This window comes from Pseudomonas sp. 3296 (assembly GCF_031456615.1).
Lineage (GTDB): Bacteria > Pseudomonadota > Gammaproteobacteria > Pseudomonadales > Pseudomonadaceae > Aquipseudomonas > Aquipseudomonas mucoides.
Window position 1 is genome coordinate 77,576 of sequence record NZ_JAVDUY010000011.1, and the last position, 14,260, is coordinate 91,835.

A 14,260-nucleotide genomic window follows, 5' to 3' on the forward strand; every position below is an offset into this window, starting at 1 on the left:
CAAGCTACAATTAATAACATCTCATTTACCGAGATATTCTTTTAGGATTCCATACCACGAACGTCTGAATTCATTAAGACGCTCTTCCAACTGATCAATTAAAACCTTCTGATCTGCAATCTCCTGATCAAGCTGGGAGTTCCTGTTGAGACTCACGATATTTTCTTGCGACAGTTGCTCTATATGCTTAGCCTGGCTTTTTGTCTCTTGCATCAATGCTTCAACAGACTGAGTGAGCTTATCAATCACATTTCCACGAGCTTCCCACCGGTTCTCTGTTTCTTCTGCTTGTTCGGTTTTCTGAAACAGTGCCTGCTCAAGCACATTGATATGCTCGGCACGGCCGTCGCTCTCTTGCTTCACCGCGTCAAGGGTCGTGGTCAGTCGATCGAGCAACTGCCCTCGGGCTTGCCACTCGTTCTCTACAACACTGGAGTGCTCGGCCTGCTGTGCGAGTGATTGCTCAAGTAATCGAATACATTCAAGCCGGCCCTGACTCTCTTCGGTCAATGCATTGATTGTCTTGGACAACTGCGCAAGCAAGTCTCCACGCGCTTCCCATTCCTTCCCTATTACACTCGCTTGCTCGGTCTGTTGGAACAGTGCTTGCTCAAGCGTTTGAATATACTCAACCCGCCCCTGACTCTCTTGGGTCAATGCATCAATGGTCGCCGCCAGCTCGTCAAGTAGCTCCCCTCGAGCGCTCCATTCTTCTCCAACAATGCTGACCTGCTCGGTCTGACTGGAAAGCGCACGCTCAAGTACGTGGATATGCTCGACCTGCTTCTCGTTCTCCTGCCCCAGCGCATTGATGGTAGCGGCCAAATAATCGAGCAATTCTCCTCGGGCGCCCCACTCCTTCTCGATGACTCCTGCCTGCGTGGTCTGTTTGGCAAGTACTTGCTCTAGCGTGCGTATATGCTCAGCCCGGTTCTCGCTTTCATGCATCAGCAAATCCATGGATTTGCCAAGCTCCTCGATCAAGACACCTCGGGCCACCCATTCCTTTTCCAGAACATCCAGGTTCTCGGCCTTTCGGGTCAACTCCTGCTCTAGCGTATGAATATGACTGGCCCGCGCAAGATTGTCCTGCTCAAGTGCGCCGAAACTGTACTCGTGCCGACTCTGGTTTTTGTCTACTTCCGTCGACGCTGTTTCTCGGACTTCATAACCATACCGGGAGAGCCAGTCGGATATTTCGATTGGCAAAGCGTCATCAAACAGGTTATCGGTCTTGCGCCAGGCTGCGACATTCTCCGAAAAAACCGCCCCGTCCTTTCGTTCGCGCCACGCCGAATACGCCTTCGAGGAAACCTGCGCCATATCGAACTTACAGAGTTTGTCGTAATCGATGAACCCCGCAGGATCAAGCATCCGCGGATCAAATTCAATGCCCAGAAAAGTACACACTTTTCTAAGTTCGGACTCCGGGTTGGCGACCAGGTCTTCATACTTTACTTCGAGGTAGCAGTCTGGCTTAAGGAAACTACTTGCATCCGTGGCGATTTTTTTGATTTCACGTTGCCACCTCGCCAGATTCAAGCGGGGAGATATGTGCCACCAGGTTGTTCTGGCGAAAGACAATGCCACATCACGCCCATCGCGCACCATATGAATGAATTTCGCATCAGGGAACAGCTTGGAAACAAGGTCAAGGCGCTGCCCATACCATGGCGTTTGCTCGACCAACCACGACTTCCCGTGGGCTGACGCAATAGCCGCGTAAAACGACTTCACGAACTCGGCCAAAGACATCTTGGGCGTGTCATGCTTCCGACAAAACTCCTGATAGTCGAAAAATATTTCAAGCTTATGTGGGCAGCAGCGCTCAATAACCGAAGCCAACTGCTCGCCACTGAGTCCTTTCTGATCAGCCAGGAAAAACTCTTCGAATAGTCTGTTTCCGTTTCCGGAATATTCGAAAAGCAACTGGATCTCTGGAGGCACACACAACTCGGCATGGCTGTTCAGCATCTGGCCTAGCCAGGTGGTGCCGCAGCGTCCCGTGCCAATAATAAATGCATTATTCATAGAGAGAGCCAAGATGCATTCCAGGGGTATGCCTTGCCAATGAGCGAAAACAGCTTTTGATTAGGTTCACGGTACAAGTCGTATAATTTTAAAAACGTTTCGGTGTATTCTTCAACTGCAACACCTTCATAATCACCCTTGTTACTTGTCTTCTGAACACACTCGGCATCAGGACTTGATTCAATCCCAAGAAAATCGCAAATCCGACTCACACCAACAGAAGCATCCCTGGCAAACTCATCCTGCTCTAAAAACAAAAAATCCTGAATACTGTAAAACTCTAGAAACCGCAGGATTTGCTCGTAATAGAACCCGCGCCGAACAAAGCTGGGTTCTTCGTTAAAATCGTTTTGCTGACGCCGTACTAAATCATCGCTGACACACTGCTCAAAGCTTGGAAATTCCTCTGCAAACAGTAGATCACGAAGCGCTTCTCTCGAACCAGAATTACTATCCTTTATATACATATCATATATATATTCAGCTGTCTGCTTATGAGCATTGAAGCCCCTAAACATATTCCAGGCGGAGAAACAGCGTTTTACCGGATCCCGAAGCATTACGATAAATTTCATTGAGCCAAAGCTGTTATGGATTCGCCCCGGCGCATCTCGCATATAGATATATGAAGGTGTCGCTTCAAACTTTATGACACCTGCTTCTTCACTAAAAAAATCCAGATACCAATCGACGCCCTTCTGATAGTTATGATCGCTATCAAAAAAATGGAGCTCTTTAAGCGATGAACCTGAAAACCCATCCAAACCATTTAACACATCAAACAATGTGGTCGTAGCCGATTTCTGGACACCCAGAATCAAAAAATCCGGACGATTCGGTGCAGACAAATAATTCAGAGCCGGTACATCAGGCATCTCAGACCTCAAACTCTTGCAACTTCAACTCGGAAAAAACATGCACCTTCGACCAAACTCTGGATTTATCCCAACGCCCGACCTTGAACACCACTGCGTCACTTACAAAATCGACGAACTCAGCAGACTCATTCTCAACAATCGGAGACGAGATATTGATTCGCAGAGAATAGATCCCTTCCTGTAAGGGTAGCTTCAGCGAATACTCAGCCAAGTATTTCCCATTATTCCTGGTGACTAAATACGGCTGATCCGCATGGGGAAACCCACAACCAACAATATTGTTCTTCTTTTCATCAAAAACACTAAAGTTCACCGAAATAGATTTCTCAGCGAAAGCCTCGAAATATACTTTGACTTTGACATCCTGATTAAACTCAACAAAGGTCAGGTCCTCACCTTTGGAGTCCAGCAACTCCACGCTGGCAACTTTTACTTCACCGCTGCCATAGCGAAACTGTGCAACCCTTTTATCAAACTCTGCCGACCGCTTAAAACCGGGTTCATCAACAGTCATTACCTGATCGACAGAGCGCGCAGGCTTTTCGCCAAACGCGGCGGACACCCGTGAAAACTTCCGGTGCTCCTCATTCATCTCTTCGCGCATCGTCCGGATATAGCGCTCAGCGACTTCCGCAGCCGGCCCCACCGTGATGACCTGACCACGCTCAAGGTATACGCCGCGCGAGCATAAGCTTTTCACCGAACCGACATCGTGACTGACAAATAGAATAGTCGCGCCATTGTCCTGAATCCGCGTCAGCGCAGTCATGCACTTGGCCTGGAAATTCATATCGCCGACCGAAAGCGCCTCGTCGACAATCATGATTTCCGGGCGCGACATGATATTTGACGCAAATGCCAAGCGCACAAACATGCCGCTGGAGTAGGTTTTGACCGGTTGCTCAATGAAGTTGCCGATATCGGCAAAGGAAGCAATTTCCTCAAAGCGAGCGTCGACCTGATCTTCAGTCAACCCCAGAATCGCTCCGTTCATGTACACGTTTTCACGCCCGGTAAATTCCGGGTTGAAGCCTGCACCCAATTCGAGCAGTGCGGCAATCCGGCCTTGGGTCTGGATGCTTCCGCTGGTTGGATTGAGCGTGCCGCAGATCATTTGCAGCAACGTCGACTTACCGCTGCCGTTACGGCCGATAATCCCGACGGTTTCGCCCTTCTTGATTTCAAAGGAGACGTCGCGCAGTGCCCAAAATTCCTGGAAATACTGCCGCCGGCCACGCATCAGCATCTGTTTCAGCCGGTCATGTGGCTTGTCATAGATGTGATAACACTTATTAAGGTTTTCAACTTTGATGGCAATATCAGAGCACATCTGCAAACCCCTTACGTGTTTTCTGGAACCAGGCAAATCCCAACCACGCGAATAGCATAGAGCCGACCAAATACCCCGACAGGAACTCGATTTGCGGTAGCTTGCCCCAGAACAACACGTCCCTGACGCCTTCAATCACAGGTGTCAGTGGATTAAGCAAAAGCAAGTTGGCGTACTCGGGTGGCAAGGCAGTTGAAGGGTAGAAAATCGGCGACAAAAACATTGTCACCGTTGTCAGTATCCCGATGAACTGAGTGACATCGCGCAAGTAGACACCCAGCGAAGCCAAGGACCAGGACAAGCCTAGAACCACAAACACCAGTGGCAGCACAACGAACGGCAGCAACAACGCCGTGACATGCGGCACCCCGAAGAAAATCACATAGGCAACCATCCACACTCCCAGGCTGACCAGCGAATGGAACATCGCCGAACCGAGGCTCACCCACGGAAGTATCTCTAAAGGAAACACGACTTTCTTCACGTAGTTGGCATTGGCCAGAATAATCCCGGGGGCTCGATTCACGCACTCGGAAAACAGATTGAAAACCATCAACCCAGCAAACAAGACTAACGCGAACTCTGTTTTAGAATCACCACCACCGCTCCAGCGCGCTTTAAAAATAACGCTGAAGACAAAAGTGTAGACGGCCAGCATCAGAACAGGATTGAAGAACGACCAAAAAATGCCAAGAAAAGAGCCTTTATATCGCCCAATAACTTCGCGTTTGATCATTGCCTTGATCAGACTACGGTTAGACCAAAGGCTTTTAACCAGCTCTTTGGGGGAGATGGAGTGAGCTTGCATCAGGCAAACACCTCTGCATCATTCAATAGCGATCCCTGCTGATCTTTTACAGAGAGGTCCGGGCGACCTTCGCAAGGCCAGTTGATGCCCAAGGAAGGTTCATCCCACGCAATGCAACGCTCATGTGCGGGCGCATAGTAGTCGGTCGTCTTGTACAGAAACTCGGCCGCCTCCGACAACACATAAAAACCATGCGCAAAACCTTCAGGCACCCACAGTTGCCGCTTGTTTTCGGCGGACAGGATTTCGCCCACCCAGTGCCCAAATGTTGGCGACGATTTGCGTATATCAACGGCCACGTCAAAGACTTCACCGGACACCACACGCACCAGTTTTCCTTGCGCCTGTTCAACCTGGTAATGCAGGCCGCGCAAGACGTTTTTCAGGGAGCGGGAATGGTTGTCCTGTACGAACCTGACGTCTTTGCCAATGGCCTCTGAAAACTGCGCTTCATTGAAGCTTTCAAAGAAAAAGCCACGCTCATCGCCAAATACCCTGGGCTCAAACAGCACGACGTCAGCTATGGCTAATGGTGTAGCTTTCATTAGAAAATCGTCTCGTGCAGAAGGCGCTTCAGGTACTGGCCATAGCCGTTTTTCATCAGCGGCGCCGCGAGTTCTTCAAGTTGTTCGGCGCTGATCCACTTCTGGCGGAAGGCAATCTCTTCAGGGCAGGCCACTTTGAGACCCTGGCGGTGCTCGAGAGTAGCAATGAAATGACTTGCTTCCAGCAGGGAATCGTGAGTGCCGGTATCCAGCCAGGCGTAGCCGCGGCCCATGATCTCGACCGACAGGTTGCCCTGTTCCAGATAGACGCGGTTCAGGTCGGTAATTTCCAGCTCGCCACGAGGCGACGGTTTGATGCCTTTTGCAATTGAGACAACCTGGTTGTCGTAGAAGTACAGGCCGGTGACCGCGTAGTTCGATTTAGGCTTGAGCGGCTTCTCTTCCAGACTGACAGCCTTGCCTTGAGCATCAAACTCGACGACGCCGTAACGCTCCGGGTCATTGACGTGGTACGCGAAGACACTGGCACCTTCCTGGCGTGCCATGGCGCTATGCAGCAGTTCGTAGAAGTCGTGGCCGTGGTAAATGTTGTCACCGAGTACCAGGGCAACCGGATCATCGCCGATGAACTCTTCACCGATGATAAACGCTTGCGCCAGACCATCCGGCGATGCCTGCACCGCGTAAGAGATGTTCAACCCCCAACGGGTGCCATCACCCAACAGCTGTTCGAAGCGCGGGGTGTCTTGCGGCGTGGAGATGATCAGGATATCGCGGATGCCCGCCATCATCAGAGTGGTCAGCGGGTAGTAGATCATCGGCTTGTCGTAAACCGGCAGCAACTGCTTGGAAATAGCCAGTGTTGCAGGATGCAGTCGAGTGCCCGAGCCGCCGGCCAGGATGATTCCTTTACGTTTAAGCATGCTTAATTCTCTAATATTTCTGTGAGCATCCGTGCCACACCGGTTTGCCAGTCAGGCAAGCGCAGCACAAAGGCATTTTGCAGTTTTTGAGTATTGAGTCGGCAGTTGTTCGGGCGCTTGGCCGGTGTCGGGTAAGCCTCGGTCGTGATCGCGCTGACCATCGCCGGGGTCACTTTCAGGTCCACACCTGCTGTCCGGGCTTGCTCAAGCACAAACCTGGCGTAACGGCACCACGTGGTTTCGCCCGCTGCCGCCAAATGGTACAGCCCACCCAGTTGCGGATGTTGCTGCATAGTGCGGATCGCATGAGCAGTCACATCGGCCAGCAAATCGGCGCCGGTCGGTGTGCCGAACTGATCGTCGATCACGTTCAGGCTTTCGCGCTCGCGGGCAAGACGTAACATCGTCTTGGCGAAGTTGTTGCCGCGCGCGGCATACACCCAGCTGGTACGAAAGATCAGGTGCGAGCAGCCAGACGCCTGAATGGCCTGCTCTCCCTCAAGCTTGCTGGAGCCGTAGACACTCAGCGGCGCAACCGGATCACTTTCCTGCCAAGGAGTATCGCCATTGCCGGCGAATACATAGTCGGTGGAGTAATGCACCAGCAAGGCGTTGATACGGAGTGCTTCCCGGGCCAGTACCGCTGGCGCTTCGGCGTTGACCCGGCGCGCCAGTTGCGGCTCGCTTTCGGCCTTGTCGACAGCGGTATAGGCCGCGGCATTGACGATCACGTCAGGCGCAAAGCGCCGTACGGTGTCAGCCAGCCCCGCCAGATCATTCAAGTCACCACAGTAATCCTGGCTGCGGGAGTCCAGCGCAAGCAACTCTCCCAGAGGCGCGAGGCTGCGTTGCAGCTCCCACCCCACCTGGCCGTTTTTACCGAGTAAAAGAATTTTCATTCATTGCGTCCGGCGTAGTTTTTTTCTACCCACTGAAGATACGCACCCGACTGGATATTGCTGACCCAGCCCTGGTTATCCAGGTACCACTGAACGGTTTTGCGGATGCCGGTTTCGAAGGTTTCCGCCGGCTTCCAGCCCAATTCACGCTCAAGTTTGCGAGCGTCAATCGCATAACGGCGGTCGTGCCCCGGACGATCGGTCACGTAGCTGATTTGAGCCTTGTAAGGTTGGCCATCGGTACGCGGACGCAGTTCATCCAACAAAGCACAAACGGTGTGGACGATGTCGAGATTTGGCTTTTCGTTCCAGCCGCCGACGTTGTAGACCTCTCCCACGGTGCCGGCTTCCAGCACGCGGCGAATGGCGCTGCAGTGGTCTTTTACATACAACCAGTCACGAATCTGCTGGCCGTCGCCGTAGACAGGCAATGCTTTGCCTTGCAGTGCATTGACGATCATCAGCGGAATGAGTTTTTCCGGGAAGTGGTAAGGCCCGTAGTTGTTCGAGCAATTGGTTGTCAGTACCGGCAGGCCGTAAGTGTGGTGATAGGCACGAACCAAGTGGTCGCTGGCTGCCTTGCTGGCCGAGTAAGGGCTGTTCGGTTCGTACTGATGGCTTTCGCTGAACGCGGCCTCATCTTTGGCCAGAGAGCCGTAGACTTCGTCGGTGGACACGTGCAGAAAGCGGAACGCCTGCTTTGCGTCGGTGGCCATACCCTTCCAGTAGGCACGCACAGCTTCCAGCATGCGGAAAGTACCGACGATATTGGTCTCGATAAAGTCTTCCGGGCCATGGATGGAGCGATCGACATGAGACTCGGCGGCAAAGTTCAGAATGGCACGAGGCTGATGCTCTTCCAGCAGGCGCGCAACCAAAGCGCTATCGCCGATATCGCCACGCACGAATACGTGCCGCTCGTTACCAGACAAGCTGCTGAGATTATCCAGGTTGCCCGCATAGGTCAGCTTGTCCAGGTTGATCACGGTCTCATCGGAATGAGCCAGCCAATCCAATACGAAGTTCGCCCCGATGAAGCCTGCACCGCCAGTTACTAAGATGGTCATTTTGATTTAGATCTTTTTCAGTAAAGTTGCGAGGATCAGCCCCAGGTTTCCAACGAGAGTCTGCCGATATAAACCGGCACGCTTGAAACCCAGAATCCTTGATAGTAATGGTTGCTCGCGCGCTACCTTGAATTGGTCCAGCTTCGCTTGATGCTCTTGGCTCAAACGATGACGCATGGACTCAAGGGCATCGATATTCTGGGAGTTCCACTCATAAAAGCGTCCCTGAAACGCCATTCGCAGCCGCTTGAGGCGAGCCCACCAGCTGGAGTTGGTTCCGACCACGTTTTCATCGTGCTGGCGATAGAGTACTGCCGGGACAGGATCATAGTAGACAGCCCCGCCTGAACCGGAAATCAGCTGGTAAGCCCACCAGTCATGCGAGGGAACATCCATGTTTTCACCCGCTTCTTGCAGAAGCGCCCGGGCGGCCTGGTTAAAAACCATGGTGTTTCCGCCGCCGATGTTTTGCACCAGCGCATTGGAAAAATGCGGGGCAAGAATAAATTTGGGCGAATAGCCGAAAGGTACACCCGATTCACAGATCAGCTCGGTGCGGCCACAGTAAAGCGCTGGAGTATTCTCCGGCACACTCTTTAACCAGGCGAGCGCCCGCTCAAGTTTGTCGTCCTTCCAGATATCGTCCTGATCGGCCCACGCATAAAAATCGGCCGATATATTTTTCCGACAAGTCAAGGACAGAAAATTTGTTACAAAACCGTTCCGAGGCCCTTCAAAAATCTGCAGGCGCCCTGGTTCCCACAGGCGGCTTGACGCGTGCAGGATCTCCAGCGTCTGGTCCTGGGAGCCATCATCCGAGACATAAACACTCCAGTTACGGTGTGTCTGGCGCTGGAACGACTCCAGCTGCTCAGTTAAAAACGACTCTCCATTGTAGGAACACATCAGGATTGCGACTTTGTCAGTACTGCAATCACTCAACGTGCCACTGACACAGGAATGAAGAACGCTGGATTCCAAGGTACCCACAAAATTTCCTCCCCTGCATTCGACAGGTTTGCTGCCAACTTATATGGATTCAATAAAATCAAAACGATAAGCGTCAAAAAATTGTTATCGGCATCGACTCAGTAAACTTGCGAAATATTTGCACAGAATATTGACGACCCGGGTAAACCCAGGCAATCCGTAGGTTTCGACCGGAGGCTATCCGGCGCGGCCTGCTTTAGCCCTGAGCCTGACCTGAGAAATATTTGAATATTTTCGATTAGAACTCCAGATAGTACGAGTTCCAATCCCAGGTGCATACTTGGACTGACAGGAAAGACAAAGGTATATGAAAGCAGCATAAAAAATTATGCTATTCAAATCTGCCGCAGACTCAGCGTCACACCGCTGAAGCTTCTGGGCATTTGCGGGGGCGAATCGTACTACAAAGCTGTAGGAAAGTTCCCACAAAAACAAAAAAAGATCGCCGTTCAGCGATCTTTTCTTGACCCGCGAAGCCACTCAGCCAAACAGCCAATACCCCAATGACGTCAGCACCAGCACCGCCAACACCGGCCGCAGTACGCGGTAGGCCTTGGGATGACGACGTTTCCACTGTTTAACTACTCCACTGACCTTATCGCTGGAACTCTTGCTCCAGGCATACGCCCTGTTGATCCCGCCCACGCGTTCATCATCAAGGTTTTGAGGGGCTGTGGCGCGGCCGAGCCAACCGCTGACCCAGCGGTTGATGCCAGTCATGAGGCGATTACTCAGCGGACGCTCAATATCGCAGAACAGAATCACTCGGGTTGTCCCGGTTTCGTTCTTGACCCAGTGCACATAGGTCTCATCGAACATCACGTCTTCGCCATCGCGCCAGGCGTAGACCTGGCCGTCAACGAAGATGCGGCAATCATCGGAGTTGGGGGTCGACAGCCCCAGGTGATAGCGCAAGGAACCGGCAAACGGATCACGGTGCGGATTGAGGTGGCTGTCACCTGGCAGTAACGCAAACATGGCACCCTTTACGTTGGGAATGCTGTTGACCAGTTCCACGGTCTTTGGGCACAGGGCTTCTGCCGAGGGCAGAGCCTTGTCGTACCACTTGAGGTAAAAACGCTTCCAGCCTTTCTTGAAGAACGAACCGAAACCGGCGTCGTTGTTTTTTTCAGCCGCGCGAATGTAACCCTCATCGAACAAGTGCATGGCTTCGTCACGGATAACTTCCCAGTTGTCCTTGAGCACGTCCAGTTCCGGAAATTTGCTGCGATCCAGATACGGTTTGGACGGTACACCAGAGAACAGGTACATCAAGGCGTTGTAAGGCGCAAACAGTGCCGAGTGATTGACGAATTGCCGTAACACCGGCAATCGAGCCTTGCCGCGCAAATGGACATAGAGGGTGCTGCCCAGAAACAGCAACAACACCGACGCTTTCGCGGCAAAGGAAAAACTCATCAACGACTCCTTGAGATTTAGGCTCACGCACAACGCCATTCACCCGACGTGGCAGTCGGCCATGATAAACATTACCGACCTCGGGAAAAACCCGCCTGATACAACATTCAGTATTAAGGATTGCGCAACAAAGCACTTCTTAACATAACGTTCCTGAACGGGGGCTGACCTGAATTCAGCCCCGTCGCCTCGTCAATGCACAGTTGACCAAAGTAACGCTTACTGCTGATTCTCCTGCTCGGTAAACAGATCGCTGAACAGCATGCTCGACAGGTAGCGCTCGCCGGAGTCCGGCAGAATCACCACGATGGTCTTGCCCTGCATTTCAGGGGTTTCCGCCAGGCGTACCGCGACAGCCATGGCTGCACCACACGAAATCCCGCACAAAATCCCCTCTTCCTGCATCAAGCGCAGGGCCATGGCCTTGGACTCGTCGTCTGTGACCAACTCGACCCGATCAACCATCGCCAAATCCAGGTTCTTCGGAACAAAACCGGCACCGATGCCCTGGATCTTGTGCGGGCTCGGCTTGATTTCTTCACCGGCGAGGGCTTGGGTGATCACCGGCGAACCCGCAGGCTCAACGGCCACCGAGATAATGGGTTTGCCCTGTGTATTCTTGATATACCGCGAAACACCGGTAATGGTTCCACCTGTTCCGACACCCGCCACCAACACATCGACGGCGCCATCGGTATCGTTCCAGATTTCCGGACCCGTGGTCTTTTCGTGGATGGCCGGGTTGGCCGGATTATCGAACTGCGCCGGCATGAAGTACTTGGCCGGGTCGCTGGCAACAATTTCACCGGCTTTTTCAATTGCGCCCTTCATGCCCTTGGCCGGCTCGGTCAACACCAGTTCGGCGCCCAGCGCCTTGAGCACTTTGCGGCGTTCGATACTCATGGACGCCGGCATGGTCAGCATCAGCTTGTAACCACGGGCAGCGGCGACAAACGCCAGGCCGATCCCGGTATTGCCCGAGGTCGGTTCGACAATGGTCATGCCAGGCTTGAGTTTACCGGTGCTTTCGGCGTCCCAGATCATGTTCGCGCCGATCCGGCACTTGACCGAGTAACCGGGGTTACGCCCTTCGATCTTGGCCAGGATAGTCACGCCGCGCGGGGCGATGCGGTTGATCTGCACCAGCGGTGTATTACCGATGGAGTGAGCGTTGTCAGCGAAAATACGGCTCATGGCTGGGTCCTTGTACAGCATTGAATAAGCCCACAAAGGTATGCCTGTTGCCGGTGGTCGTCCAGTTCGACCGAACGTCCTGAAGCAGGCGCAGTCAATGGCTTTACATCGCAAGAGAATTGCCATCATGAAGCGTCGATACAGCTGGCCCCTGTGGACCCTCGCCGGCCTCGTTGTGCTGCTGATAGCCCTGCACATCGCCCTGCCCTACATGGTGCGCGACTACCTGAACGACAAACTGGCGAACATGGGTGATTACCGGGGCCAGGTCACCGATGTGGATCTTGCCCTGTGGCGCGGCGCCTACAAAATCAACGGGCTGAAAATCGTCAAGGTCGACGGCAAGGTGCCGGTGCCGTTCGTCAATGCGCCGCTGATCGATCTCTCAGTCAGCTGGCATTCGCTGTGGTACGACCATGCGGTGGTGGCCCGGGTGCAATTCTTCAATCCCGAGGTGAACTTCGTCGACGGCGGCGCCAATAAGCAAAACTCGCAAACAGGTCAGGGCACTGACTGGCGTTCGCAACTGAGTAAGTTAGCGCCCTTCACCCTGGACGAAGTGCGGATCTATGACGGCAAACTCAGTTTTCGCAACTTCAATTCCAAACCTCCGGTGAACATGAATGCCACGCAGGTCAATGCGAGCATCTATAACCTGACCAATGTGGTCGACAAACAAGGCAAGCGTGATGCTCGCTTCGAAGGCAAGGCCCTGCTGCTTGGGCATGCGCCATTGGAAACCTCTGCAACCTTCGACCCTTTAAGCAACTTTGAAGACTTTGAATTCCGCCTGCGTGCCAAGGACATCGAACTCAAACGCATGAACGACTTCGCCTCGGCCTACGGAAAATTCGACTTCAATGCCGGACATGGCGACGTGGTCATCGAAGCACAAGCGAAAAAAGCCCAATTGACGGGATACATCAAACCGCTATTGAAGGACGTCGACGTGTTCAATTGGCAGCAAGACGTGGAAAACAAGGACAAAGGGATTTTCCGCTCCATCTGGGAAGCCATCGTCGGCGGCTCCGAAACCGTGCTGAAAAACCAGGGCAAAAACCAGTTCGCGACCCGAGTGGAACTGAGCGGCAATGTGCATCGCCAGGACATCAGTGCGTTTCAGGCGTTTTTACAGATTTTACGCAATGGTTTCATCCAGGCATTCAACGCCCGGTATGAGCGGCCGAAGCCAGAGGCGGGTTAAGGCGTCCAGCAGCCGAAACCGAGTCAAGATGTGACGCCCCATTCAGAGACTGAATAAGTCGTCTGCGTTCACAGTCGACCGGGCAGCGCGGTATAGTCGGGCATCACCATTATTGCGTCCCGCCCTGCCCCGTTCAGGTCGGCGTCACCGTTCGAGGATTAGCAGATGAAGTTCGAAGGCACCCAGGCCTACGTCGCCACCGATGACCTGAAGCTGGCGGTCAACGCCGCCATTACCCTGGAGCGGCCGCTGCTGGTCAAGGGCGAGCCGGGCACGGGTAAAACCATGCTGGCCGAGCAACTGGCAGAGTCCTTCGGCGCCAAGCTGATCACCTGGCACATCAAGTCCACCACCAAGGCGCATCAGGGCTTGTACGAGTACGACGCGGTCAGCCGCCTGCGTGACTCGCAACTGGGCACGGAAAAGGTCCACGACGTTCGCAATTACCTGAAAAAGGGCAAGCTCTGGGAAGCGTTCGAATCCGAAGAGCGAGTGATTCTGCTCATCGACGAAATCGACAAGGCCGACATCGAGTTCCCGAACGACTTGCTGCAAGAACTCGACAAGATGGAGTTCTACGTTTACGAGATCGACGAAACCATCAAGGCCAAGAAGCGCCCGATCATCATCATTACCTCCAACAACGAGAAAGAGCTGCCGGACGCGTTCCTGCGTCGCTGCTTCTTCCACTACATCGCCTTCCCGGACCGCACCACGCTGCAAAAGATCGTCGACGTGCACTACCCGGACATCAAGAAAGACCTGGTCAGCGAAGCGCTGGACGTGTTCTTCGACGTGCGCAAAGTGCCAGGGCTGAAGAAGAAGCCATCGACCTCCGAACTGGTGGACTGGCTCAAGCTGCTGATGGCCGACAACATCGGCGAAGCCGTGCTGCGCGAACGCGATCCGACCAAAGCCATCCCGCCATTGGCCGGTGCGCTGGTGAAGAACGAACAGGACGTGCAATTGCTTGAGCGCCTGGCGTTCATGAGCCGTCGCGGCACCCGCTAA

At 53.4% G+C, this 14,260-nt stretch carries 13 protein-coding genes; 2 read left to right on the forward strand and 11 right to left on the reverse strand.

Features of this window, described 5'->3' with window-relative positions; translation table 11 throughout:
- Window positions 1-21 precede the first annotated feature (21 nt).
- The 11 genes from J2X66_RS27575 to cysK all read right to left on the reverse strand — a co-directional run bounded on the left by J2X66_RS27575 (window position 22) and on the right by cysK (window position 12,045).
- A complete protein-coding gene (locus J2X66_RS27575) occupies window positions 22-2,031 on the reverse strand; it encodes a sulfotransferase (RefSeq protein ID WP_310271076.1) in 2,010 nt (669 codons plus the stop codon).
- Window positions 2,028-2,906 (reverse strand): sulfotransferase domain-containing protein, encoded by an 879-nt coding sequence (locus J2X66_RS27580; RefSeq protein WP_310271079.1) that lies wholly within the window; start codon window positions 2,904-2,906, stop codon window positions 2,028-2,030. Before J2X66_RS27580 ends, J2X66_RS27575 begins: the two co-directional genes overlap by 4 nt.
- Window position 2,907: 1 nt before the next feature.
- Window positions 2,908-4,239: an ABC transporter ATP-binding protein gene (locus J2X66_RS27585; RefSeq protein ID WP_310271083.1), complete on the reverse strand. Its 1,332-nt coding sequence runs from the start codon at window positions 4,237-4,239 to the stop codon at window positions 2,908-2,910.
- Window positions 4,229-5,047 (reverse strand): ABC transporter permease, encoded by an 819-nt coding sequence (locus J2X66_RS27590; protein WP_310271085.1) that lies wholly within the window; start codon window positions 5,045-5,047, stop codon window positions 4,229-4,231. Before J2X66_RS27590 ends, J2X66_RS27585 begins: the two co-directional genes overlap by 11 nt.
- Window positions 5,047-5,592, reverse strand: coding sequence for a dTDP-4-dehydrorhamnose 3,5-epimerase (gene rfbC / locus J2X66_RS27595; RefSeq protein WP_310271086.1), 546 nt, complete (start codon window positions 5,590-5,592; stop codon window positions 5,047-5,049). Before rfbC ends, J2X66_RS27590 begins: the two co-directional genes overlap by 1 nt.
- On the reverse strand, window positions 5,592-6,476 hold the full coding sequence (gene rfbA / locus J2X66_RS27600) for a glucose-1-phosphate thymidylyltransferase RfbA (RefSeq protein ID WP_310271088.1): 885 nt from the start codon (window positions 6,474-6,476) through the stop codon (window positions 5,592-5,594). Before rfbA ends, rfbC begins: the two co-directional genes overlap by 1 nt.
- 2 nt (window positions 6,477-6,478) lie before the next feature.
- Window positions 6,479-7,375 (reverse strand): dTDP-4-dehydrorhamnose reductase, encoded by an 897-nt coding sequence (gene rfbD, locus J2X66_RS27605; protein ID WP_310271092.1) that lies wholly within the window; start codon window positions 7,373-7,375, stop codon window positions 6,479-6,481.
- Window positions 7,372-8,442, reverse strand: a complete 1,071-nt coding sequence (rfbB, locus tag J2X66_RS27610) for a dTDP-glucose 4,6-dehydratase (RefSeq protein WP_310271095.1) — start codon at window positions 8,440-8,442, stop codon at window positions 7,372-7,374. The genes rfbD and rfbB overlap by 4 nt, the downstream gene beginning before the upstream one ends.
- 6 nt (window positions 8,443-8,448) lie before the next feature.
- The gene (locus J2X66_RS27615) at window positions 8,449-9,432 is read right to left on the reverse strand and encodes a glycosyltransferase family 2 protein (RefSeq protein ID WP_310271098.1); all 984 of its coding nucleotides are present in this window, start codon (window positions 9,430-9,432) and stop codon (window positions 8,449-8,451) included.
- A 480-nt stretch (window positions 9,433-9,912) separates the two neighbouring features.
- Window positions 9,913-10,851 carry an aspartyl/asparaginyl beta-hydroxylase domain-containing protein gene (locus tag J2X66_RS27620; protein ID WP_310271101.1) on the reverse strand — a complete coding sequence of 313 codons (939 nt, stop codon included), beginning with the start codon at window positions 10,849-10,851 and terminating at the stop codon, window positions 9,913-9,915.
- A gap of 219 nt (window positions 10,852-11,070) precedes the next feature.
- Window positions 11,071-12,045 carry a cysteine synthase A gene (gene cysK, locus J2X66_RS27625; RefSeq protein WP_059181432.1) on the reverse strand — a complete coding sequence of 325 codons (975 nt, stop codon included), beginning with the start codon at window positions 12,043-12,045 and terminating at the stop codon, window positions 11,071-11,073.
- Window positions 12,046-12,172: 127 nt separating this feature from the next.
- Here cysK and J2X66_RS27630 point away from each other — a divergent pair, with 127 nt between their 5' ends.
- Complete coding sequence (locus J2X66_RS27630; protein ID WP_310271103.1) at window positions 12,173-13,249, forward strand: DUF748 domain-containing protein; 1,077 nt, start codon at window positions 12,173-12,175, stop codon at window positions 13,247-13,249.
- 165 nt (window positions 13,250-13,414) lie between these two features.
- Window positions 13,415-14,260, forward strand: coding sequence for a MoxR family ATPase (locus tag J2X66_RS27635; protein ID WP_028620815.1), 846 nt, complete (start codon window positions 13,415-13,417; stop codon window positions 14,258-14,260).

Bases quoted from the DNA above. Each gene is read 5' to 3' on its own strand.
- J2X66_RS27575 (WP_310271076.1), bottom strand. From the start codon at position 2,031: ATGAATAATGCATTTATTATTGGCACGGGACGCTGCGGCACCACCTGG.
- J2X66_RS27580 (WP_310271079.1), bottom strand. From the start codon at position 2,906: ATGCCTGATGTACCGGCTCTGAATTATTTGTCTGCACCGAATCGTCCG.
- J2X66_RS27585 (WP_310271083.1), bottom strand. From the start codon at position 4,239: ATGTGCTCTGATATTGCCATCAAAGTTGAAAACCTTAATAAGTGTTAT.
- J2X66_RS27590 (WP_310271085.1), bottom strand. From the start codon at position 5,047: ATGCAAGCTCACTCCATCTCCCCCAAAGAGCTGGTTAAAAGCCTTTGG.
- rfbC (WP_310271086.1), bottom strand. From the start codon at position 5,592: ATGAAAGCTACACCATTAGCCATAGCTGACGTCGTGCTGTTTGAGCCC.
- rfbA (WP_310271088.1), bottom strand. From the start codon at position 6,476: ATGCTTAAACGTAAAGGAATCATCCTGGCCGGCGGCTCGGGCACTCGA.
- rfbD (WP_310271092.1), bottom strand. From the start codon at position 7,375: ATGAAAATTCTTTTACTCGGTAAAAACGGCCAGGTGGGGTGGGAGCTG.
- rfbB (WP_310271095.1), bottom strand. From the start codon at position 8,442: ATGACCATCTTAGTAACTGGCGGTGCAGGCTTCATCGGGGCGAACTTC.
- J2X66_RS27620 (WP_310271101.1), bottom strand. From the start codon at position 10,851: ATGAGTTTTTCCTTTGCCGCGAAAGCGTCGGTGTTGTTGCTGTTTCTG.
- cysK (WP_059181432.1), bottom strand. From the start codon at position 12,045: ATGAGCCGTATTTTCGCTGACAACGCTCACTCCATCGGTAATACACCG.
- J2X66_RS27630 (WP_310271103.1), top strand. From the start codon at position 12,173: ATGAAGCGTCGATACAGCTGGCCCCTGTGGACCCTCGCCGGCCTCGTT.
- J2X66_RS27635 (WP_028620815.1), top strand. From the start codon at position 13,415: ATGAAGTTCGAAGGCACCCAGGCCTACGTCGCCACCGATGACCTGAAG.